We start from the raw sequence: 19,657 nt of genomic DNA on the forward strand, positions 1-19,657 counted from the left end.
CGCGCCCGCGCTGGTCAGTGTGGGGGACCGGGGGGGGGGGCGCCGCGGGCGCCGCCCGCCCTTCCGGCGTGAATGAAGGGCACGGCACCATGACCGAGCGGAGCGAGGGCATCATCAGGCACAGCACCTTGGTCATGGGGCCGACGAAGGAGGTCCGATGACCGACGACGCGATTCTGCGGATGAGCGGGATCACCAAGACGTTCCCCGGCGTCAAGGCGCTGCAGGACGTGAACCTGGTGGTGCGGCGCGGCGAGATCCACGCGATCTGCGGTGAGAACGGCGCGGGCAAGTCCACCTTGATGAAGGTGCTGTCCGGGGTCTACCCCCACGGCTCATACCAGGGCGACATCCACTTCGACGGCGAGCTCTGCCGCTTCTCCGGCATCCGCGACAGTGAGAAGCACGGCATCGTCATCATCCACCAGGAGCTGGCGCTCAGCCCGTACCTGTCGATCGCCGAGAACATCTTCCTCGGTAACGAGCGGGTCCACCGCGGCCTCATCGACTGGAACAAGACGAACGCCGACGCCGCCGACCTGCTCGCCCGCGTCGGCCTGGACGAGAACCCCGTCACGCCGGCGATGGACCTCGGCGTCGGCAAGCAGCAGCTCGTGGAGATCGCCAAGGCGCTGTCCAAGGACGTGAAGCTGCTGATCCTGGACGAGCCGACGGCGGCCCTGAACGACGCGGACTCCGCGCACCTGCTCGACCTGCTGCGCGGCCTGCGCGACGAGGGCATCACCTGCGTGATCATCAGCCACAAGCTCAACGAGATCAAGGCGATCGCGGACTCGACGACCATCCTGCGCGACGGCCGCACGATCGAGACCCTCGACATGGAGAAGGACCTCGTCACTGAGGACCGCATCATCTCCGGCATGGTCGGCCGCGACCTCGAGCACCGCTACCCCGAGCACGAGTCGAACGTCGGCGAGGAGGTGCTGCGGATCGAGGACTGGACCGTGCGCAGCCCGACGCAGCACGAGCGTCTCGTCGTCTCCGGCGCCAACCTCACGCTGCGGCGCGGCGAGATCGTCGGCCTGGCCGGCCTGATGGGCGCCGGCCGTACGGAGCTGGCGATGAGCGTGTTCGGCCGCAGCTACGGCGTCGGAATCACCGGCCGCATCTACAAGGACGGCAAGGAGATCCGCGTCAAGTCGGTCCGCGACGCCATCCGGAACGGCATCGCGTACGCCACCGAGGACCGCAAGCGGTACGGCCTGAACCTCATCGACGACATCAAGCGCAACGTCTCGACGGCGGGGCTGCGCAAGCTCGCCAGGCGCGGCTGGGTCAACGAGAACGAAGAGGCCCACGTCGCCGAGCGCTACCGCAAGAGCATGAACATCAAGGCGCCGACCGTCGCCGCGGTCACCGGGAAGCTGTCCGGTGGCAACCAGCAGAAGGTCGTGCTGTCCAAGTGGATGTTCACCGATCCGGACGTGCTGATCCTCGACGAGCCCACCCGTGGCATCGACGTCGGCGCGAAGTACGAGATCTACTCGATCATCAATGAGATGGCCGACCAGGGCAAGGCCGTGCTGGTCATCTCCTCGGAGCTGCCCGAGCTGCTCGGCATCTGCGACCGCATCTACGCGATGTCGGCCGGGCGCATCACCGGTGAGGTCTCCCGCGAGGAGGCCACGCCGGAGCGGCTGATGCAGTACATGACCCGTTACGACGAGGAGCAGGTAGTTTCATGAGCAGCGTGGCACCGGCCCGCTCGGACCAGGGCGAGGCGCCGGCTCCGTCCCGGGGCGTGGCCGACCGGATTTTCTCCCTCAATCTGCGGCAGAACGGCATCTATGTCGCGTTCGCGCTGATCGTCGCGCTGTTCGCGATCCTCACGCACGGGGACCTGCTCTCGCCCGAGAACATGTCCAACGTCCTCGTGCAGAACTCCTACATCCTGATCCTGGCGATCGGGATGATCCTCATCATCATCGCCGGGCACATCGACCTGTCCGTCGGCTCGGTCGTCGCGGCCTGCGGCGCGATCTCCGCGGTGCTGATGGTGAACCACCACATGGCCTGGCCACTCGCCGTCGTGCTCACCCTCATCGCGGGCGCGATCATCGGCGCGTGGCAGGGCTACTGGATCGCCTACTTCGAGATCCCCGCGTTCATCGTGACGCTGGCCGGCATGCTCGTCTTCCGCGCCCTCACCCTCACCGTCCTGGGCAACCAGGGCATCGGCCCGTTCCCCGACCAGGTGCGGACCCTCGCCAACGGCTTCCTGCCCGGCTACTTCGGCAACGTGGGCCTCGGCGCGCTCGGCGGCGCGGACCTGTTCACGCTGCTCGTCGGCGTGATCGCCGTCGTGGGCATCGTCGGCACCCAGTGGCGCGCCCGGCAGGGCCGCGCCGGCTACGGCCAGAAGGTCGAGGCGCTGCCGCTGTTCATCGTGAAGATGGCCCTCGCCGCCCTCGTCGTGATGTTCATCGTCATCCAGCTCGCCCGGTTCAAGAACCTGCCGGTCGTGCTCGTCGTCCTGACCGTCCTCGTCCTGGCCTACACCCTCGTCACCACCCGCGCGGTCTTCGGCCGGCACATCTACGCCATCGGCGGCAACCTGCAGGCCGCCCGGCTGTCCGGCATCAAGACCAAGTCCGTGGTGTTCTGGCTGTTCGTCAACATGGGCGTGCTGGCCGCGCTGGCCGGCATCATCTTCGCCGGACGGCTCAACCAGGCCGGCCCGACCGCGGGCACCAACTTCGAGCTCGACTCGATCGCGGCGGCGTTCATCGGCGGCGCGGCGGTGCAGGGCGGCGTCGGCAAGGTGGTCGGCGCGATCACCGGTGGTCTCATCATGGCCGTGATCAACAACGGCATGTCGCTGCTCGGCGCGCCGAGCGAGCGGGTCATGCTGATCAAGGGCCTGGTGCTGCTGGCCGCCGTCGCGTTCGACATCTGGACCAAGCGCCGCGCCGGCGCCTCCCGGTAACGGCCGGGACGCCACCGAAAAATAGGATCGATCCATGACCGCAGACCCCGGGGACCGGGGCGACGCGCGGGTCACCACCCGCCCCGGCCTCCGGGATGTGGCCAGGCTCGCCGGGGTGTCGCACCAGACCGTGTCCCGGGTCTTCCAAGATCACCCGAGGGTGAGCTCGGAGACCCGGGCCAAGGTCCTGGCCGCGGCCGCCCAACTGGACTTCCGGCCCAACGCCTTCGCCCGCGCCCTGGCCACCGGCCGGTCGCGCACACTCGGCGTGGTCAGCTTCGACGCGACCCTCTTCGGGCCGGCGTCGATGATCAGCGAGATCGAGCGCTGCGCCCGGGAGGCCGACTACTTCACCAGCGTCATCGCGCTGCAGTCGGCCAGCCAGCGCTCCATCTCCGCGGCGGCCGAGCGGCTGCGCGGGCAGGGCGTCGACGGGCTCATCGTGATCCCCGGGCACGTGCCGCTGACGCAGACGACGAAGCACCTGCCGTCCGACCTGCCCGTCGTCGTGATGGAGAGCGAGACGGTCATCCCCTCCGTCGGGGTCGACCAGTACACCGGGCCGAAGGCCGCGACGCGCTACCTCCTCGACCTCGGCCACCGGACCGTGCACCACCTGCCCGGCCCGATGTCGTGGCTGGAGGCCCGCGAACGCGCCCGGGGCTGGCACGACGCGCTGACCGAGGCGGGCGCGCCGGTGCCGCCGACCATCCCCGGCGACTGGAGCGCCGGATCGGGGTACGACCGGGGGCTGGCGCTCGCCGCCGACCCGGACGTCACGGCGGTGTTCGCCGCCAACGACCAGACCGCCCTCGGCCTGCTGCGCGCCCTCCACGAGGCGGGCCGCCGGGTGCCGGACGACGTCAGCGTCATCGGTTTCGACGACATCCCCGAGGCGGCATACTTCATTCCGCCGCTCACGACGATCCGGCAGGACTTCGCCGCCGTCGGCCGATCCAGCGTGAACCTGCTGCTGGAGCAGATCGACACCGGGCGCCGCAGCGACAAGAAGATAATCATCTCGACCGAGTTGGTCAGCCGCAGCAGTGCCGGGCGGCCCCCGGCGCAGTAGCCCCGTGCCCGGTTCGTTCCCTGAGAGGAAGACGATGTCCGCCCACGCCGTCACCGCGTCCGCCGCTCGTACGTCCGTGCGGCTCGCGGACGGACGAGAGATCATCTACTTCGACGACATGCCCGGGCTGGACCGTTCCGCGCCCGACCGGCGGGACCTGCCGCCGTACGCGCCCGCCGCCGAACTCCGCTACGACGTGCTGCAGGGCGAGGAGGTCCTCGTCGCCGCGCACCGGCAGAACCGCACCTACCAGCCCGCCCCGGGCGAGTGCCCGCTCTGCCCGTCCCACGGCGAGCACCTCAGCGAGATCCCGGCCGACGACTACCACGTCGTGTCGTTCGAGAACCGCTTCCCCTCGCTCGGCGGCCCGGCCGGTGGGCGCTGCGAGGTGCTGTGCTTCACCAGCGACCACGACGGGTCCTTCGCCACGCTCCCGCCCGAGCGGCTGGCCACCGTCGGCCGCGCTTGGGCCGACCGCACCGCGGACCTCGGCGCCCGCGCCGACGTGGAGTACGTCTTCGTCTTCGAGAACCGCGGCGCCGCCATCGGCGCGACCCTGCCGCACCCGCACGGCCAGATCTACGCCTTCCCGTACATCCCGCCGGTCCCGCGCCGCATGCTGGCCGCCGCCGAGCGGCACCGCGCCGAGCACGGCACCTGCCTGCTGTGCGACGTCGTCGCCCGCGAGGCCACCGGGCCGCGCGTCGTCGCCGAGACCGACGGCTTCCTCGCGTACGTGCCGGAGGCCGCCCGCTGGCCGTACGAGGTGTACGTCGCCCCGCGCGCGTGCGTGCCCGACCTGCCCGCTTTGGAGGCCGCGCGGCGCGACGAGCTGATGGGCCTGTACGCCGACGTCCTGCGTCGCTTCGACGCCCTGTACGACCACGCGACGCCGTACATGGCCTGCTGGTACCAGGCCCCGGCGCGCGCCGGGCGCGACGCCGCCCACCTGTGCGCCCGGATCTACACGCCGCAGCGCACCGCCGACAAGCTCAAGTTCCTGGCGACGAGCGAGACCGGCGGCGGCGCGTACATCAACGACGTCCTCCCGGAGACCGCCGCCGCCCGCCTCCGCGAGCTGTAGGGGCGATCACCCGGTCGCGTTCTTCCGGAGCTCGCGGAAGAATGCCCGGATGTCGGCGACCAGGAGCTCCGGCTGCTCCAGCGCCGCGAAGTGCCCGCCCCGGTCGTACTCCGTCCACCGCACGATGGTGTTCGTGCGGTCCGCGATGTGCCGGAGCGGGACGAAGTTGTCCCGGGGGAAGACGGCCAGCGCGGTGGGCGCCGTCGACGGCTCGGGGGGTTCGCCCCAGTAGGCGGCGTGCGCGCGTTCGTAGTAGATGCGGCCCGACGAGCCGGCCGTGCCGGTCAGCCAGTAGAGCATCACGTTGGTCAGCATCCGGTCGCGGTCGACGGCGTCCTCCGGGCGGTCCGTGGAGTCGGTCCACTCCTTGAACTTCTCCGCGATCCAGGCCAGCTGGCCCACCGGCGAGTCGGTCAGGCCGTACGCCAGGGTCTGGGGCCGGGTGGACTGCAGGTCGGCGTAGCCCTGCCGCTCGCCGGCCCACGCCTTGAGGCGTTCCCAGGAGGCCAGCGTGCGCTCGCGCTCCTCCGGGGGCAGCGCCGCGAGCTCGTCCGCGCCGGGTTCCTCGGCCTGGAAGGAGTTCGGCAGCAGGTTCAGATGGACGCCGATGACCCGGTCGGGCAGGGTACGGCCGAGCTCGCGGGAGATGACGGCGCCCCAGTCACCGCCCTGGACTCCGTACCGCGCGTATCCGAGACGCGCCATCAGCTCCGCGAACGCCGCGGCCACGCGCTTGAACTCCCAGCCCGGCTCCGTCGTCGGCCCGGACAGGCCGAACCCGGGGATGCTCGGGAGCACCAGGTGGAACGCGTCGGCCGGGTCGCCGCCGTGCGCGCGGGGGTCGGTGAGCGGGCCGGCCACGTCGATGAACTCGACGATCGAGCCGGGCCAGCCGTGCGTCATGAGCAGCGGGGTCGCGTCCGGTTCGGGCGAGCGGACATGGGCGAGGTGGAGGTTCGCGCCGTCGATCGTGGTGGTGTACTGCGGCCATCGGTTGAGTTCGGCCTCGGCGGCCCGCCAGTCGTACTCGTGCCGCCAGTAGTGCGCGAGTTCCCTGAGGTAGTCGCGCGGGACACCGTACGACCAGCCCACTCCCGGCAGCTCGTCGGGCCAGCGGGTGCGGTCGAGACGCTGGTGGAGGTCGTCCAGCTCCCGCTGGGGGATGTCGATGCGGAACGGGTGGATGCCCTCGTCGGCTGCCGTCATTCAGCGGATCGTACGCCCGGGTTCGCCGTAGGCTGTACCGATATGTACCGTCGGGTCGCCCTGCTGCCGGTCACCACGCTGCGGCTCGCCGGCCGGCACCTGGTGCCGCTGACGCTGTGGTTCAGCGTCGGCTATCTGGCCCGGTACGTCCTCACCTGGGCGGGCGTGACGGTCGGTCACGGCTCCCACGAGTCGCTCCGCCGGGTCGCGGCGACCCTGGTCTTCACCGCGCTGGTCACCGTCACGCTCGCCACCGTCATCGCGATGCTGAGCGTGCTCCGCCGCCCGGAGGACGAATCGCTCACCGGCGCGATCTGCCGGGCGCTGTTCCCATTCGTCGTCATCTACCTGGCGTGGGGGATGTACAAGGACGACGTCCGCGCGTTCCTGCGCGCCGACATCGAGCGGAACCTCTACAGCACCGCGCACGGCTCGGTCGCGGGCCGGGCGCTTTTCAACAACCTGTGGATGGCGCTGGCCGCCGTGGCGATCGCCTGGGTGCTCAAGCTCCTGCTCGAACCGCGCCGGGAGCATCGCGTGGCCGGTCCGGCGCTCGCCTACTGCGAGACGGCGTTCAACCTCTTCGCGGTGACCTCGGTCTTCCTGCTCGCCGGCAGGGCGACCGGCTGGGTGACGACCCGGCGGATCTGGCCGGCGTCGATCGACCTGAGCGGCCCGATGCCCGACTACGGGCTCGGCGCGGTCACGCTCCCGCTCGTGTGGCTGGCGATGGCGGCGGTCGCCTGCGGCGTCGGGTTCCAGGTCGACGATCCCACGGCGGCGCTCGAAGGCACCCGGCTGCACCGGTTCGCCGAGAAGGGCGACCGCAGCAAGGTCCTCGTCGCGGTGACGGCCGACTCACGGGAACGCTGGGTGCCGCTCGTTCACGCGATCCGCCTCATCCTCCGGGCGGGGGCGCCCGCCCTGGGCCTGTTCTGCCTCTGCTACGCCGCCGCCGACGCCGCGGCGGCGTACGGCTTCCGCGGCGCGCTGCACCTCATCGGCGCCGGTCACGACCCGGCGGCGTGGCGGCCGATCCTCGTGCCGCTGGAGTTCGCCCGCGAACTGGTGCGGACCGTGCTGCACGTCGCGTTGCTCGCGGCGGCCGTCGGGCTCGCGTCCGAGGTCAGCGGCGAAACCGCAGCACCGGAACCGGACCCGGTGCCTGCTTGAGCGGGGCGTACCGCACGACGGGGAAGACCCGGTCCGCGACGTCCGCCGGGACCACGCCGCTCGCCGCTATCGTCACGGGACGCCCGACCTGCCCGAGGTCGTTGAGCGGGTCGCTCTCGAGCTGCCAGCGCCGCCCTCGTTCGTCGCGGACCTCGAACAGGTCCTCGAGCGTGGACGTGCCGTCCTTGTCCAGGGCGGTCATCCGCAGCCGCAGGCGGACCCCGGTGCCCGTACGCCGCAGGTCCAGCAGCCGCCAGGAGGCGTGGTTCAGCACCGCGCCGCCACCGGCCGGCACCGTCGTCACCGCCTCGTGGTAGCGATGCCGGTCGTAGTAGCCGAGCTGCCGCCACAACGGCAGGCCCACCGCGACCGGCAGGACGACCGCGAGCGCGACGGCGGTCCAGGGGTTCCGGCGCCCGGCCCCGGGCTCTTCGCGCGTCTCCGCGCTCATGTGGTCGTCCCCGGGATCGTCGCGCGTTCGGGTGCGCCCGCGACCAGCCGCCGCGCCCCGGCCTCCGTGAGACCCAGCGGGATGTCGGCCTCCGCGGTCAGCTCGAAGCCGAACGCCGGGAAGTCCTTCGGCGGGTCCTTCTCGTTGGCGGGACGGTCGGAGACGACGAACGTGGCGCCCGCCAGCTCCGACGGCGGCACCTCGAAGACGTACGCGCCACGCGTCCAGACGCTCGGCGCGAGCGTCGTCATCTCGAACGGATCGCCGTCGTTCGCGATGATGTTCTTGACGCTGTCGCGGTAGACGTTCCCGTCGCGGGTGCGCAGCAGCGCGGTGCTCAGGATCAGCGGCGCCCGCCGGCTCATCGCGGACACGGTGACGATGAGGAAGACGCCGTCGGGCCGGACCAACTCGTCTCCGTCGGGTGTCGCGGACCGGGCCGCCGTGACCCGGTCGACGCGCACGACGAACCCGCCCGCGCGGACCGGGGCGCCGACGCGCCCCTCGGTGGCCAGCGGGGCGTACCGGTGGTCGTAGTCGTCCGGCGTCCTGCCCGCTACCCACCACGCGGCGGTCAGCAGCGCGAGCCCGGTCAGCGCGGCGACGAACCGCCTCACCCGTCCTCCCGGCGCAGCGTCAGCGGAACGGCGACCTCGCCCGGCTCCTTCGACTTCGAGCCGACCGGTTTGCGCGACACCCACACCATGTGGCCGTAGAAGAAGTCCTCCCGGTGGTCGTAACGCCACATCTCCAGGCGGGCGTGGAACCCCGGCGGGACGACGCTGCCGCGCGGCATGCCGTACGTCAGCGTCACCGTGATCGGCACGCGCGGCGGGAGCATGTTCGTGTCCGCGCCCTGGCTCGTCCCCTGGGCCATGAGCGCCTTGAGCGCGGGACCGCCGGCGGACGCCAGGGAGATCGCGTTGGCGGTGAAGTCGGCCAGGAGGACGGACTTGTGATCCTTGCTGGTCACCTGCAGGCTCACCGTGAGCAGGGTGGAGTCGTCCCTCCGCCGGTGGACCAGCACGGCGTCGGTCACGCGGACGACGTAACGGCCGAGGTCGACGGGCGCGCCCGGCGGGCGGGTCCGCGGCCGGGCCGCGGCCCGCAGGCCGCCGGTCGCCCAGACGGCCGCGAGCAGGCCGAGCACCACCACCACGGAGACGCTCAGCAGCAGTCGGCGCGCCATGCCCTCTCCCGGATCTTCGGACCCGGGAGAGGGTAGCGCACGGCGCGCCGATCCATCAGGCGCATGATCGGCTCGATCCGCAGGCGGGCCCTGCAGGGGGCGTTCGGAGGGGCTCAGCGCCGGGTGAGCACGGCCGACGCCGTGACCTTGCCGTTCTTGTCGCGGTAGGCGAGGTCGAGCTTCCCGCCCTTGTGCGGGGTGAGGTGCAGGTCGCCGACGTCGCACCCGGAGTCCGACGACCCGAACACGGTGTTCACCGTCAGCCGGTCATGGCCGAAGGCGAGCGGCACGGCGGTGCCCGAGCACTTGCCGTCGAGGTAGCGGACCCTGCCGTTGTGCCTGCCGGCCTTCAGCGTGATCTCGGCCTTCCACCGGACGGGCGTGCCGTCGTCGTGCTGTTTCGCCGTGTCCTGCACGGTCCCCGCCCACGTGCCCGCGAACCGGGAGGGGACGGCCACGGCCGGCCGCGGGCCGTGATCGGGAAGAACGGCCGCGAGCAGCACGATCAGGATGCCGCCGATCCACACGACGGCCCACGTCACCGAACACCCGATCCCGATCCGCGCGGGCACCGAGCGGCGCGGCCGTACGGGCCGGACGAACCGCGGCGGCGCGGTCGGCCGCGGTGGGAAGGGCGGCGGTGGCGGGAAGGGCGGCGGGGGCGGAGGATGACCCGGCCCCGCGGTGTCCCACGGGTCCGCCGGAGCGGCCGGCCCGGCGCCGGCGTCCGCCCAGGGGTCCGGTGGCGCCGGGGCGCCCGGGGCCGCGCCGGCCCACGGATCGTCGATGATCTCGGCGTCCTCGTACGCGTCGTCGGGATCGTCGTCGAAGTCGAACGGCGCGGAGCGGAACGCGTCGTAGTCGGCCCGGCGGTGCTGCAGGACGTCGCGAGCGGCGTTCAGCAGCCGGATCCGCACCTCCGCCGCGGCCTTGGCGCGCGGGTCGGGGAACCGGTCCGGGTGATTCGCCTTGGCCAGGGCGCGGAACGCCTGGCGGATCTCCTCCGGGGTGGCGTCAGCGTCCACGCCGAGCAGGTCGTACGCGTCGTGTCCCGCAAGTTCGGCGAAGTCCGCCGACATCACTTGCCGATCCGGCGCGCCACCGAGGCCCGGTAGCACGTCAGCGACCAGTGCGCGGTCGCGTCGGAGTGTCCCGCGGGGATCACCTTGGTGCCGGTCGCGACGGTGACGTCACGCGCCCCCGCCAGGTAGATCATGAACATGTTCAGGTGGTGCTCGAACCCCTCGTACGCCCAGTTGCAGCGCAGCACCCGCTGCCCGGACGTGAAGGGCGTCTGCAGCAGTTCCTGGGCGCGCGGCGGGAGGTTGCCGAGCAGCCCGCGGTCGGCGGAGTCGAGGCCGGCGACGGGCGCGACCGGTGGCCGCGGCCCGGATCCGAGGGCGGGCCCGGCCATGGGCGCGTGCGGCGGCGGCCGGTGGTCCACGGGCACGTGCCGCAGCGAGCCGGGCTCGAACAGGAACGCCGAGATGGCGTAGACCGGGCGGTGCTCGGTGCTGATGCGCGGCTCGGCGATCGTCAGGCCCCGGTCGCCGAAGACCACGGCGTACGGCCGGCCGTCGAGGCTGGAGGCGTCCCGCCGGGCGAACCAGTCGATGACGCCGCCGGCGAGCTCCATGAGGCGTTGCCGGGTGCGCCCGCCGATCATCTCCCAGCACTCCTGGCGGAGCTTCTCGCCCGAGTTCAGGCCCATCTCGGCGGCCTGGTGCAGCGGAGCGGCGCCGCCGGGCGACGAGGGCTCCAACCCGCCGCCGCGTCTCCGCGCCGGACGCCCGGGTTCAGCGGGAACGATGGGAAACGACGAGTTCACGCGCCGAGCCTCCTGACCACCTCTTGTCAACGGCCGACCCCATTATGTCCGGAGCGGTGATCGGCTGTCCCCTCCCGGAAACGGCGCGGAGCTCTCAGAACTCGCGTCTGATCTTGATGATGGAGTGGTCCTCGGCGGTGACCCAGTTGCCGGCGGTGGTCCGCAGGCCGGGCAGCCAGGTCCCCGGGGTGTCCCGGGCCTCGGTGAGCTGCTCCACCGCCCCGTCGCGGGCCGTCTTGAACGCGCTGGCGATGGGCTGGCCGCAGGCGCCGAATCCGGGCTGTCCCGCGTGGAGGTCCGCCGCTTCCCGGCAGGCCGCGTCGAGGGTCACGCCCGCCGTGCTGTCCAGCCTCTTGCCGAGCTCGACGATGGACTCGTGGCGGATCTGCCGGAGCGCGTTCTTCTGGTCGGCGGTCGCGGCCTTGTACCCCTTGGGGACGGCGGCGCCGGCGGCGAGCCGCTCCGGCCACCGCACGTCATCGACGTCGTCCTTCATCGTCGAGGCGGCGATGCCACCGACGGCCAGCGAGCCGACCTCGGAGACCGCGAGGACGCCGCCCGTGCCGAGCTTCACGGCGCGTCCCGCGCCCCTGGTGAGGACCTCCTGCCGTTTCAGAACCTCGATCATGGCCTTCGCCAGCTTGCCGTTCCACGTGGCGAGCCGGCGCAGGGCCGACACGATGACCTTCATGATCTGCGCGAGCCTGCCGTTGACGGCCAGGGTGATCTCGGGGGCCACCACCCCGGCGAGCGCGCCCGAGGTGACGGTGGTGAGCGCCGCCGCGCCGACCGCCGCGGAGAGCAGCCCGAGGCCGGTGTACCCGACCGCGGTCAGCGACAGGGTGTTCGCGAGGGAGTCGAAGTTGTCGGCCGCCTCGTCCAGCGCGTCCTGGTAGGGCCACAGCCGGGTCTCCAGGAAGGCCTTCTTGCCCTTCTCCTTCCAGTGGAAGTCGTCGGCGCAGCTCTTCACGGCGGCGGTCATCTCGTCGGACGCCGCGCGGATCCGGTCGGCGACGTGCCGGCACCGGGTGCCGAGGTGCCAGATCTGGGCGGGGTCGGAGACGACCCCGCCGAGGATGGGGACGAGTATCGCCGCCGGCCAGTACAGGCTCGCGGCGCCCATCGCGCACGCCGCGCCGTACACGCTCGGCGCCGACGTGATGACGTCCTCGGACGTGAGACCCATGGTCGTTCCCCTCGACGTGCGGCGGCCACGAAGATCACCGGCAGGCTACGCAGGTGACCCCGGCCTGTCCACGGGAACGGGCGTACGGGCGCGGGTCAGCGCTTGCGACCCACGGCTCCGAGCATCCAGACCGAGTCGGCCGCGCGGGCCGCCTCCGGGTCGTCGGGTCGCCACCCCGGTACGTTGACGAGGCCGGGTTCGACCAGGTCGTATCCGTCGAACAGCGCCTCGATCTCCTTGGGGGAGCGGAGGACCGCCGGTGAGGTGGCGCGTTTCTTGTACACGTCGGCGGCCGACTCCGCGCCGTCGGCGCCCTCTTCCGGCGGCGTGATGTGGGACAGCGCCAGGTGGCTGCCCGGCACGGAAACATCCCGGAACGCGGCGACCAGCCCGTACGGGTCCTCCTCGTCGGTGATGAAGTGCAGCACCGACATGAACAGCACGGCCACCGGCTCGTCGAACCGGATGAGGCGGCGGGTGTGGGGGTGGTCGAGGATCGCGGCCGGGTCGCGCATGTCCGCCTCGACGACGGCCGTGGTGCCGTCGAAGGGCAGCAGCGCCTTGGCGTGGGCGCGGACGATCGGGTCGTTGTCGACGTACACGACGCGGGCGCCGGGCGCGGCGGCCTGCGCGATCTCGTGCACGTTGCCCTGCGTCGGCAGCCCGGTCCCGACGTCGATGAACTGCCGGATGCCGGCCTCGGCGGCGAGGAAGCGCACGACCCGGCCGAGGAACGCGCGGTTCTCGCGCGCCAGCACACGCACCTCCGGGGCCGCCGACAGGACCTCCTCGGCCGCGTCCCGGTCGACGGCGAAGTTGTCCTTGCCGCCGAGGTAGTAGTCGTACATCCGGGCCGGCGTGGGCCGGTCCGTACGAAGGTCGTGAACCGGGGCCTCCTCGTCGGTCATCGCGGTCCCCCTCTTTTCCGTACGCGCGTGCTTTTCCGGACTAGTTTGTCGCTCGGGGCAACGAATGTGAAGATCGTTCTGTTCCCGGCCCCTGTGACCGTTCGCCCGGTACGCGAACGGGCGCGGCGCCTCGCGGCACCGCGCCCGTTCGGGAACGCCGGGGTCCGGATCAGCCGGCGGAGCCGTTCCAGCCGGTCGTGAGCTGCTGCCGGGCGGCGTACCCGGTGGTACGGCCCGCGTAGACGTACATCACCCCGGTGTCCGCCTGGACGCCGATCAGGTCCGAGAGACCGTCGCCGGTGACGTCACCGGTGAGGGTCAGCGAGCGGATGCCGCCCCAACCGGAACCGAGCTTCTTGCTCGTCCCGAGGGCCTTGGTTCCGCCCGGGTAGACCCAGAGGGTGCCGTCCGACTTGCGCACCGCGATGAGGTCCGGCTTGTCGTCACCGGTGATGTCGGTGACGCCGGCCAGCTTCCCCATGCCGTTCCAGCCACTGGTGCCGATCTTGATGCGGCTGCCGAGCTTCTTGACGCCGCCGGGGTAGAGCCACAGGGTGCCGTCGCTCTTCTGCACCGCGATCAGGTCGGCGCGGCCGTCACCGGTGATGTCGCCCATGGGGGACAGCTCGGTCATGCCGTTCCAGCCGCTGTTGCCGATCTTCACCCGGGTGCCGAGGCCGTTCGTCGCGCCGGGGTAGAGCCAGAGGGTGCCGTCGCTCTTCTGGACGGCGATCAGGTCGGCCTTCTTGTCGCCGCTGAGGTCGCCGATGCCGGTCAGCTCGCTCATGCCGTTCCAGCCGCCGCTGCCGAGGAGCTTGCGGCCCGTCGCGGCGAACTTCGGGCCCGGGTACAGCCACAGCTTGCCGGTGGCCCGGTCCGTCGCCACCACGTCGGCGGTGCCGTCCCCGGTCTGGTCACCGAGGGTGGACAGCCCCACGTCGGTACGGCCGGTGACCAGGAACATCCCGGTCGGCTGCATGTCCGCGGCGAGCTTGGAGGCCGCGATGGTGTGCGTTCCGCCGGTGGCCTTCCACGGGTCGAAGACGGTGATCGTCCCCTTGCCGCGGTCGTACCCGTACGCGACGATCGCGTGCCCGACCTTGCTGCCGCTCATCTTGGAGTTCCACGGCAGCTTCTCCATCCACACGCCGAGAACGGGCGCCCGCTTCAGCACGCCGACGTCGTAGGACACCTTCGCCATCAGGCTGGAGGCGGTCGAGGCGTCCGCGAAGCCGTACGAGTAGCCGAGCGGGTCGGCGTAGGAGTTGAGCACGGGACGCGCCTGGGCACCGGTCGTGCCCTTGGTGGCGCTGGTCCCCATCTTCTTGGCCAGCGTCTCCTGGCTCACCGACACCCCGAACGTCGACAGGCTCATCGACGAGGACGTCGGCACGCAGTTCATGTTCGTCTTTTGGTACTGCCCCTTCAGGGACAGCTTCGCCGACGCCGGTGCCGCGGAGGCCGCCACCGCGGTCACCCGCGGCGCCATGGCCGTCTTCGCGGGCCGGGCGACGAGGTTCGCGCCCGGTTTCGGGGGCGCCGGCGCGGCGTTCGCCGTGCCCGTCAGGCCTCCGCCGGTCAGGATCAGCGCCGCCGCGGAACCCACTGGCAGCACTCGCCTGCCGAACGACCTCATCCGATCTCCTAATGATCCACCACAAATGCCGACTTCGGGATCGTAATGGAGAATGATCATCTCAGGGGGAAGATCCGCCGGGCCCCGATTGTTCACCCGCGCGACGACGCCCCGTCAAGATCGGTCATAGTGATCACCGCCCCGGAGCGCTAACCTCCTGCGGCACCACTCACGGAGGCCTCCATGCGCGTACGATCCCTGCTGACCGCGGGCGCCCTCGCCCTCGGCGTTCTCGGCACACCTGCCTGGAACGTTCCGGCGTGGGCCGAGCGGCCGCCGCGCGTACCGGCCCCCGCCTACCAGACCGCCGTGCCCGGCGAGTCGGTCGAGGCCGGCCGCGTCGACCGGCCGGTGGCCCCGGGCATCGTCCGCACCACCTTCGACACGTTCGGCCGTACGGGCTGGACCCGCGTCCACGTCCTCAGCGCCGACCTGAGCGACCACTCCGTGAGCATCGACCTGATCGGCCGCAAGGTCAGCGAGGCCAGGCCCCTCGCCCAGGCCGCCGACGACCAGCGCGCGGTCGCCGCCGTGAACGGCGACTACTTCGACATCACCGAGACCAACGCCGCCATCGGCCCGGAGATCCAGAACGGCGCCCTCCGCAAGGGCACCGCCCAGCCGTCCACCGTCGCCGCCATCGGCGCCGACGGACTCGCCCGGCTCGCCGACCTCGCCCTCCAGGGCACGGCCACCGTCGCCGGCGCCGAACACCCCCTCGCCGCGCTCAACTCCGCCACCGTGCCCGCCGACGGCATCGACGCCTTCACCCCGCAGTGGGGACCCGGCCTGCGCACCCTCATCCGCGACCCCGGCCCGTACACCGAGGTCGTCGTCGCCGGCGGCAAGGTCACCGCGGTGAACGACCACCTCACCACGACACCCGTACCGGACGACGGCCTCATCCTCCTCGGCCGTGGCGCCGCCGCGCAGCGGCTCGCCACCGCCCGGCCCGGCGACACCGCCGCCATCGCGTTCGCCCCCAAGACCGACGCGAAGCTGAAGACGGCGCTCGGCAGCGGCGCGGTGCTCGTCCGGGACGGCCAGGCGGTCGACTTCCCGCCGAGCACCGGCAACGACGCGCTCAAGCCCCGTACCGCCATCGGCTGGAGCGACGGCGGCCGCCGCCTGCTCCTCGTCGCCGTCGACGGATCCTCGAGCTTCTCGGCCGGGCTGTCCTTCGACGACACGGCCCGGCTGATGGCCCGCCTCGGCGCCGGCAACGCGTACATGCTCGACGGCGGCGGCTCCACCGAGACCGTCGCCCGCCGCCCCGGCGACTCCGGCGTCAGCGTCGTCAACACCCCCTCCGACGGGAGCGAGCGGCCCGTGCCGAACGGCGTCGGCCTGTTCAGCCGCACGGGCTCCGGCACTCTGCAGGGCCTGGACGTACGGCCGCGCGCCGACCGCGTCTTCCCCGGCCTGACCCGCGACGTCACCGCCGCCGGATACGACGAGACGTACGCGGCCGTGTCCGTGAGCGCCCGGCACGTCTCCTGGACCGCCGCCCCCGGCCGGCTCGGGCACGTCCGCGGCGGCGTCTTCCACGCCTCATCACCCGGCACGGGCCGGCTGCGGGCCCGCGCCGGATCCGCGACCGGCGAGCACGACCTGCGCGTCCTCGGCCCGCTGCACCGGCTCGCCTTCCCGAGCCGCGCCGTCACCCTCCAGCCCGGCACCGCGACCAGCGTCGGGCTCACCGGGTACGACGCCGACGGCTTCGGCGCGCCCGTCGCCCCGCGCGACGTCACCCTCGACTACGACCACACGGCCATCGACGTCACCACCGAACCCGACGGCGACCTGAAGGTCACCGGGAAGCCGGACGCGACCGGCGCCGGCACCACCCTCACCGCCACCGTGCACGGCGTCACCGCGAAGCTGCCCGTGTCCGTCGGCCTCGTCGACCGGTCCCTCGCCGAGTTCGAACCGGACGAGAAGTGGACCGCATCGGCCGCCCGCGGCACCGCCACGGTCACCACCGTCGAAGCCTCCGACCGCCCCGGCGCGCCCGCCGGCAACCACGCGCTGCGCCTGACGTACGACTTCACCGGGCAGCCCAGCACCTCCGCCGGGTACGCCGTCGTCCAGCCGAGCCCCATCACCCTGCCCGGCGGCGCGAGCGGCCTCGCCCTGTGGGTCAAGGGCGACGGCAAGGAGCACTGGCTGCGCGCCACCCTCCGCTCCCAGGGCACCACGAACGTGCCGTTCACCTTCGCGCTCAGCGTCGACTGGACCGGCTGGCGCCGCGTCACCGGCACCCTGCCCGCCGGCTTCGCCGCCCCCATCACCCTGCTGAACGTCTACGTCGTCGAGACCGCGCAGGACAAGAAGGACGCCGGAGAGCTGGAGTTCGACGCGCTCGCCGCCCAGGTCGGGCGGCAGCCCGACACCCACGAGGCGCCCGCCCCCGACCCGTACGTCCTGGAGCAGCGCGGTGTCGGCGCCGGCCGCTGGACGTACGCCCTGATGTCCGACCTGCACGTCAGCGCCGCCGCGGGCGCCGACTCGTTCGCCGCGAAGCAGGCGGCCACCGCCCTCGACCAGGCCGTCGCCGCCAAGCCCGACTTCATCCTCCTGAACGGGGACTTCGTCGACAGCGACGGCAAGGCCGACTTCGCCTTCGCCCAGCGGCTGCTGACGGACCACGTCCCCGCGAGCCTGCCCGTCTACTGGGTGCCCGGCAACCACGAGGCGGGCCTCGGATCGAGCGGCGGACTCGACACCTTCGTCAGCGCGACCGGCCGCAAGACCCGGCAGGTGTTCGACCACAAGGGCACGCGGTTCATCCTGCTCGACTCCCACACCGGCAGCCTGCGCACCTCCGACTGGGACCAGATCCCCGCGCTGCAGAACGAGCTGAACAAGGCCGCCACCGACCGCTCGGTCACCGGCGTCGTCGTGGTGTTCCACCACCCGCCGCACGACCCGTCCGGCGCCGGCGACTCCCAGCTCACCGACCGGCTCGAGGCCGGCCTGGTCGAACGCTGGCTCGCGACGTTCAGGGAGGAGTCCGGCAAGCCGGTCGCGCTGTTCAGCGGCCACGCCCACACCGCCGCCGTCACCCGGACGGACGGCGTGCTGGAGGTGAACACCCCGGCGGTCGGCAAGACCCCGTACGGCTCCCCGGACCAGGGCGGCTTCTTCGGCTGGATGCGCGTCGGCGTCGACCCGCACCCCGGCAGGGTGCCCGCCGGACTGCCCGACCCGGGGACCCGCGACTGGCTGCAGGCGGAGAGCCGGCCCCTGATCGATGGCATTGACCTGCCCGCGCCCGCGCCGCTGCCGGTAGGCGGCTCCGAACAGGTCACCGCGACCGGCCTGACCAGCGGGTTCGGCCTGAAGTTCCCGCTGCGCCACCCGGCCAGCGTCACCTGGAGCGGCGGCCCGGGCCTGCTCGTGACCGCCTCCCCGGCCGAGGTCAAGGCCGCCCGCCACCGCCGCGACGTCCTCGCCGTCCTCAACCCGGAGAGCGGCACCCTCACCGCCCTCCGCCCGGGGACCGTCACGGTCACCGTCGCCGCCGGCTCCCAGACCAAGACCGTCCCCGTCACCATCACCCCGGCCACCTGACCGGAGTCCGCGAGGACATGCGGCCGCGTCACCGCGACGTGGGCCGGAATCCGCGTGGATTGTCGGGATTTCGGACGGCCGCCCGGAAACCGGGAGCGTCGTTCGGCGAGGGGATCTCCATGCGCTCCTCGGCCCAGTTCCGGACGGTGGCCGGCACGGCTTCGAGGGACAGGCCCAGGTCGGTGAGCCGGTAGTGGACGCGCGGAACCCGTTGATCGGATCGGGAGTCGAAACCGGAGCCGGCGTCGTACGGGCGAAGTAGCATTCGCCGCGTCCCACCGCGGGCGGCGTACGGCCGGTCGTCGTGGACCCCGCCCGAGACAGCCGAACAGGAGATCCCGTGGGCTACGGAGCGCCACCCCCCGACTGGTCCACTCCCGGGCCACCGCAGTTCCCGCCGCCCGGAGGCGGGTACGGCGGGCCGCCCGGAGGCGGCTACGGCGGCCCTCCGCCCCCGGGATTCCCGCCTGCCGGTCCACCTCCCGGCCCGCCTCGCCGCAACAGCGCGCCGCTGATCATCGTCGCCGTCGTCGCGGTTCTCGTCATCGTCGGCGCGGTGGTCATCGTGCTCGTGAGCCGGGGCGGCGACGAGCGCCCGGTCGCGGCCCCGACCACTCCGCCCGTCACGCCCACCGCCACACCGACACCGACACCGACGCCGAGTGGCCCCTTCCCGCCGGTGGTGCCGGGCTGGCAGGTGGTCGTGGCCTCCGAGGAGAACGGCCTGTCCTACGACGTCCCGGCGAACTGGACGGTCAACGACGAGGAGACCTCGATCGGCCTCGATGACGGCAGCGCCATGCCCGAGACCACGGTCTCCTTCAGCGCCAAGTCCGAGAAGGGACACTGCACACTCGGTGGCGCGGGCTTCAAGTCGACGGACGTCGACGACCTCCGCTCGTCGGCGACGCAGACAGCCCAGAAGTGGGCCAAGTCCGCGGAGCACAAGGTCGGCAGTCCGCGGAAGACCATCGGCAGCCCGGAGAACACCAAACTGAAGGGCCTGCGTAAGGTCGTCCAGATCAGGGCCCGCGTCAGTCACGCCCCGGACCCCGGGAACTGCGGGTCGACGGGCACGACGATCCGCATCGTCATCCTGCCGGTCACCGGCGGCGGCTCGCTGTCCTGGGTCCTGTACGTTCACACCGGCCAGCCCGGCGTTCTCAGCGACGCTGACATGGACAAGATGGTGCACAGCGTCCGCCTCGCCAAGTAAGCGGGCGGTCCCGTCCAGGAGAGCTGATTTCGGTCGACCTCGGAGTAACCGGACCCCACCGGGAGGCACCTTGTTTGCATGGCCGTCCACCTGAGCGAGAATTCTCTCACGTGAGTAGAAGCGCCAGAAAAAGACGCCACCCACCTCGGGGACGATGGCGCTCACGCTGCCGGTGCCGGGACTCCACCC

17 protein-coding genes are annotated in these 19,657 nt (G+C 72.1%); 7 read left to right on the forward strand and 10 right to left on the reverse strand.

What is annotated here, in order from left to right; translation table 11 throughout:
* The first annotated feature begins 157 nt into the window (after nt 1-157).
* Genes mmsA through galT form a run of 4 tightly spaced genes read left to right on the forward strand, consistent with a single transcriptional unit; the run spans nt 158 to nt 5,102 of the window.
* Nucleotides 158-1,705, forward strand: a complete 1,548-nt coding sequence (mmsA, locus tag NE235_RS02145) for a multiple monosaccharide ABC transporter ATP-binding protein (RefSeq protein ID WP_252798952.1) — start codon at nt 158-160, stop codon at nt 1,703-1,705.
* Entirely contained in the window at nt 1,702-2,946 is a 1,245-nt protein-coding gene (mmsB, locus tag NE235_RS02150; protein ID WP_252798953.1) for a multiple monosaccharide ABC transporter permease, read from the forward strand. Before mmsA ends, mmsB begins: the two co-directional genes overlap by 4 nt.
* A gap of 34 nt (nt 2,947-2,980) precedes the next feature.
* A complete protein-coding gene (locus tag NE235_RS02155) occupies nt 2,981-4,018 on the forward strand; it encodes a LacI family DNA-binding transcriptional regulator (protein ID WP_252798954.1) in 1,038 nt (345 codons plus the stop codon).
* A gap of 34 nt (nt 4,019-4,052) precedes the next feature.
* Nucleotides 4,053-5,102 carry a galactose-1-phosphate uridylyltransferase gene (gene galT, locus NE235_RS02160; RefSeq protein ID WP_252798955.1) on the forward strand — a complete coding sequence of 350 codons (1,050 nt, stop codon included), beginning with the start codon at nt 4,053-4,055 and terminating at the stop codon, nt 5,100-5,102.
* Nucleotides 5,103-5,108: 6 nt separating this feature from the next.
* On the opposite strand, the gene NE235_RS02165 is transcribed toward galT, so the two are convergent.
* Entirely contained in the window at nt 5,109-6,308 is a 1,200-nt protein-coding gene (locus tag NE235_RS02165; RefSeq protein ID WP_252798956.1) for an epoxide hydrolase family protein, read from the reverse strand.
* Nucleotides 6,309-6,350: 42 nt separating this feature from the next.
* On the opposite strand from NE235_RS02165, the gene NE235_RS02170 reads away from it, so the two are divergent.
* The gene (locus NE235_RS02170) at nt 6,351-7,481 is read left to right on the forward strand and encodes a hypothetical protein (protein WP_252798957.1); all 1,131 of its coding nucleotides are present in this window, start codon (nt 6,351-6,353) and stop codon (nt 7,479-7,481) included.
* On the opposite strand, the gene NE235_RS02175 is transcribed toward NE235_RS02170, so the two are convergent.
* The 8 genes from NE235_RS02175 to NE235_RS02210 form a co-directional block, all read right to left on the reverse strand.
* Entirely contained in the window at nt 7,435-7,932 is a 498-nt protein-coding gene (locus NE235_RS02175; RefSeq protein ID WP_252798958.1) for a hypothetical protein, read from the reverse strand. The two genes, NE235_RS02170 and NE235_RS02175, sit on opposite strands and share 47 nt — an antisense overlap.
* Nucleotides 7,929-8,549, reverse strand: a complete 621-nt coding sequence (locus NE235_RS02180) for a DUF4352 domain-containing protein (RefSeq protein ID WP_252798959.1) — start codon at nt 8,547-8,549, stop codon at nt 7,929-7,931. The genes NE235_RS02175 and NE235_RS02180 overlap by 4 nt, the downstream gene beginning before the upstream one ends.
* On the reverse strand, nt 8,546-9,121 hold the full coding sequence (locus NE235_RS02185; protein WP_252798960.1) for a hypothetical protein: 576 nt from the start codon (nt 9,119-9,121) through the stop codon (nt 8,546-8,548). Before NE235_RS02185 ends, NE235_RS02180 begins: the two co-directional genes overlap by 4 nt.
* A 113-nt stretch (nt 9,122-9,234) precedes the next feature.
* Nucleotides 9,235-10,200: a J domain-containing protein gene (locus tag NE235_RS02190; RefSeq protein ID WP_252799492.1), complete on the reverse strand. Its 966-nt coding sequence runs from the start codon at nt 10,198-10,200 to the stop codon at nt 9,235-9,237.
* A complete protein-coding gene (locus NE235_RS02195; RefSeq protein ID WP_252798961.1) occupies nt 10,200-10,883 on the reverse strand; it encodes a hypothetical protein in 684 nt (227 codons plus the stop codon). Before NE235_RS02195 ends, NE235_RS02190 begins: the two co-directional genes overlap by 1 nt.
* 160 nt (nt 10,884-11,043) lie before the next feature.
* Nucleotides 11,044-12,135: a hypothetical protein gene (locus tag NE235_RS02200; protein ID WP_252798962.1), complete on the reverse strand. Its 1,092-nt coding sequence runs from the start codon at nt 12,133-12,135 to the stop codon at nt 11,044-11,046.
* Nucleotides 12,136-12,230: 95 nt separating this feature from the next.
* Complete coding sequence (locus tag NE235_RS02205; protein ID WP_252798963.1) at nt 12,231-13,043, reverse strand: SAM-dependent methyltransferase; 813 nt, start codon at nt 13,041-13,043, stop codon at nt 12,231-12,233.
* 169 nt (nt 13,044-13,212) lie between these two features.
* Nucleotides 13,213-14,679 (reverse strand): FG-GAP-like repeat-containing protein, encoded by a 1,467-nt coding sequence (locus NE235_RS02210; protein WP_252798964.1) that lies wholly within the window; start codon nt 14,677-14,679, stop codon nt 13,213-13,215.
* 183 nt (nt 14,680-14,862) lie between these two features.
* On the opposite strand from NE235_RS02210, the gene NE235_RS02215 reads away from it, so the two are divergent.
* Nucleotides 14,863-18,252, forward strand: coding sequence for a phosphodiester glycosidase family protein (locus tag NE235_RS02215; RefSeq protein WP_289848088.1), 3,390 nt, complete (start codon nt 14,863-14,865; stop codon nt 18,250-18,252).
* 28 nt (nt 18,253-18,280) lie between these two features.
* Here NE235_RS02215 and NE235_RS02220 read toward each other — a convergent pair whose 3' ends face one another.
* Entirely contained in the window at nt 18,281-18,517 is a 237-nt protein-coding gene (locus NE235_RS02220; RefSeq protein WP_252798965.1) for a winged helix-turn-helix transcriptional regulator, read from the reverse strand.
* Nucleotides 18,518-18,592: 75 nt separating this feature from the next.
* Here NE235_RS02220 and NE235_RS02225 point away from each other — a divergent pair, with 75 nt between their 5' ends.
* Nucleotides 18,593-19,468 carry a hypothetical protein gene (locus NE235_RS02225; protein WP_252798966.1) on the forward strand — a complete coding sequence of 292 codons (876 nt, stop codon included), beginning with the start codon at nt 18,593-18,595 and terminating at the stop codon, nt 19,466-19,468.
* The last annotated feature ends 189 nt before the right edge of the window (nt 19,469-19,657 follow it).

The sequence above is a fragment of the Actinoallomurus spadix genome, assembly GCF_024055725.1.
GTDB classification, from domain to species: domain Bacteria; phylum Actinomycetota; class Actinomycetes; order Streptosporangiales; family Streptosporangiaceae; genus Actinoallomurus; species Actinoallomurus spadix.

Excerpts from the sequence above, each read along its gene's own strand:
- mmsA (WP_252798952.1), top strand. The coding sequence starts at position 158 with ATGACCGACGACGCGATTCTGCGGATGAGCGGGATCACCAAGACGTTC.
- mmsB (WP_252798953.1), top strand. The coding sequence starts at position 1,702 with ATGAGCAGCGTGGCACCGGCCCGCTCGGACCAGGGCGAGGCGCCGGCT.
- NE235_RS02155 (WP_252798954.1), top strand. The coding sequence starts at position 2,981 with ATGACCGCAGACCCCGGGGACCGGGGCGACGCGCGGGTCACCACCCGC.
- galT (WP_252798955.1), top strand. The coding sequence starts at position 4,053 with ATGTCCGCCCACGCCGTCACCGCGTCCGCCGCTCGTACGTCCGTGCGG.
- NE235_RS02165 (WP_252798956.1), bottom strand. The coding sequence starts at position 6,308 with ATGACGGCAGCCGACGAGGGCATCCACCCGTTCCGCATCGACATCCCC.
- NE235_RS02170 (WP_252798957.1), top strand. The coding sequence starts at position 6,351 with ATGTACCGTCGGGTCGCCCTGCTGCCGGTCACCACGCTGCGGCTCGCC.
- NE235_RS02175 (WP_252798958.1), bottom strand. The coding sequence starts at position 7,932 with ATGAGCGCGGAGACGCGCGAAGAGCCCGGGGCCGGGCGCCGGAACCCC.
- NE235_RS02185 (WP_252798960.1), bottom strand. The coding sequence starts at position 9,121 with ATGGCGCGCCGACTGCTGCTGAGCGTCTCCGTGGTGGTGGTGCTCGGC.
- NE235_RS02190 (WP_252799492.1), bottom strand. The coding sequence starts at position 10,200 with ATGTCGGCGGACTTCGCCGAACTTGCGGGACACGACGCGTACGACCTG.
- NE235_RS02200 (WP_252798962.1), bottom strand. The coding sequence starts at position 12,135 with ATGGGTCTCACGTCCGAGGACGTCATCACGTCGGCGCCGAGCGTGTAC.
- NE235_RS02205 (WP_252798963.1), bottom strand. The coding sequence starts at position 13,043 with ATGACCGACGAGGAGGCCCCGGTTCACGACCTTCGTACGGACCGGCCC.
- NE235_RS02210 (WP_252798964.1), bottom strand. The coding sequence starts at position 14,679 with ATGAGGTCGTTCGGCAGGCGAGTGCTGCCAGTGGGTTCCGCGGCGGCG.
- NE235_RS02215 (WP_289848088.1), top strand. The coding sequence starts at position 14,863 with ATGCGCGTACGATCCCTGCTGACCGCGGGCGCCCTCGCCCTCGGCGTT.
- NE235_RS02220 (WP_252798965.1), bottom strand. The coding sequence starts at position 18,517 with ATGCTACTTCGCCCGTACGACGCCGGCTCCGGTTTCGACTCCCGATCC.